This is a genomic window from Streptomyces sp. NPDC051183, from assembly GCF_040682455.1.
GTDB lineage: Bacteria > Actinomycetota > Actinomycetes > Streptomycetales > Streptomycetaceae > Streptomyces.
Genome location: NZ_JBFBBA010000119.1, coordinates 1 through 1,822, shown reverse-complemented (window position 1 = coordinate 1,822; position 1,822 = coordinate 1). Strand labels below are relative to the sequence as shown.

The window sequence follows — 1,822 nt, the reverse complement described above, 5'->3', positions numbered from 1 at the left end:
CCTCGCGATCAACACCCTCCGCGACGCCGGCCACCACAACATCGCCGCCGGACTCCGAGAAGTCTCCTACACGCCCTTCACCCGCCCGCTCGACCCCCTCGGACTATCCCTGACCTGCGACGCAGCATGATCAACACGACAATGAATCAGCCCTGTCGCCGAAGCAGCCTTCAAAGACGCTTCCGAGCGACAGCATGAAATATGGGCAGAAGCCCGCCTCAAGTCCAACGATCCCGGCAACCAAGCCCGCAAACAGTACCGCTGCCAGTTCGCCGGCCTCGGATGCACGTCCGAGGAACAAGGCGCCATCGAATGCTGGAAAAAGGGGGCCCGGCCGCGTCATCGCACATCAACTCGCCACAACACTCGGCCCTATGGCCGAAAAGACATCTAAAGAGGCTCTTGGTCTGAGCAACTTCTACAACTGTCTCGAACAAGACCTAGAAGCTTGTGTTGACCTGGCGAAGGACCAGGTCATGGGTAGCAAGATGCGCATGCTACGTGCGGCTGGTTTTACCCTAAAGGGTCTGCTCGGCAAGTCGGGATGTAAATGCTTCCCGTCAGGTACTAGGGTCCTGATGGGAGACGGAAGCGCCAGAAGGATCGAAGAAATCAGGGTCGGAGATCAGGTACGAGCAACCGACCCCCTGACTGGTGCTTCGGCCACGAGGACCGTAACTCGGCACATCGCGACCGAAGATGATAAGCACTTCAACGAGCTCACCGTCGAAACCGATCAGGGACGCCGAAAGCTAACGGCCACCTTCGAGCACCCGTTTTGGAGCCCTACAGTCAAACGATGGCTCGAAGCGGGCCAATTGCGCGCGGGCGAGGACCTCTTGACAGCCTCTGGCGAGACGGTCCGGGTCATCGAAAATCGTTCCTACAACCAGCATGCCCGAACATACAACCTGACCGTGGAAGAGCTCCATACGTACTACGTAATTGCTGGCACGACCCCGCTTCTCGTCCACAACGCCGACTGCGACGTACTCGCACCTGATCTAGGTGATGGATGGTCCGCAAGGAATCCCAATACGCTCTCCAGCGATAAGGGTGGGTGCGAGATTTGCGCGGTGAAAATCATGGAAATTCTCGGCGGAGGCGAGGTAATGTAGATCACGGTCAAGCCTGGCATGGGCAGTAGGCTCTGGCGGTACCGAGGTCAAGATGTGGGCTGGAGTGACCATGTCGCCGTAGTGAAGGATGGCCGAGTTTTCGATGCCTGGACGGGACGCAAAGGTGAATTGCTAGATGACTATAAGAAGCAATGGGAGGATGCCGACGAACTATACGACTTCACGATGGGATCGTTGAGATACGATGCAGACAAGAATTTCTGGAAGTTCTTCCCGTAAGACGGAGGGGGTGTAACACTTTGCACACCGCGATCGCGAATGCGCGACTACGACCTGGAATGTTTGGCCTCGATGGCTCATTCTCGGAGTATGTAGCCTTCCTGGTCGGCATGGATACAGCCATGGAGGGATCGTTGCTGGGCGATTTCAGTGAGTGGCTGGCAACCCGATCGGGAAAAGGTGGCAGGAACCTGTTCTGGCCAGTACTGGTGCTTCTCGAGACGGAACTTTCCGATCTCCATCGAGAGAATTGGCATAACCTTGAAGGCGAAGAAGGCTCACATGCAGTGTCAACTCTTTTCGAACTTCTCAACGAGTTCCTAGAGGATGAGCAGCGCCAACCTGAGGATTCCTGAAAGCCTTACGGCTCCCAGGGCTGATTCATTGTCGTGTTGATCATGCTGCGTCGCAGGTCAGGGATAGTCCGAGGAGGTCGAGCGGGCGGGTGAAGGGCGTGTAGGAGA

General features: G+C 56.8%; 2 protein-coding genes. Both read left to right on the top strand.

Annotation, left to right across the window (positions count from 1 at the left end; all coding sequences use genetic code 11):
* Window positions 1-374: 374 nt before the first annotated feature.
* Entirely contained in the window at window positions 375-1,118 is a 744-nt protein-coding gene (locus AB0M99_RS37730) for a polymorphic toxin-type HINT domain-containing protein (protein ID WP_365928786.1), read from the top strand.
* A 260-nt stretch (window positions 1,119-1,378) separates the two neighbouring features.
* Window positions 1,379-1,714: a hypothetical protein gene (locus AB0M99_RS37725; RefSeq protein WP_365928784.1), complete on the top strand. Its 336-nt coding sequence runs from the start codon at window positions 1,379-1,381 to the stop codon at window positions 1,712-1,714.
* Window positions 1,715-1,822 lie beyond the last annotated feature (108 nt).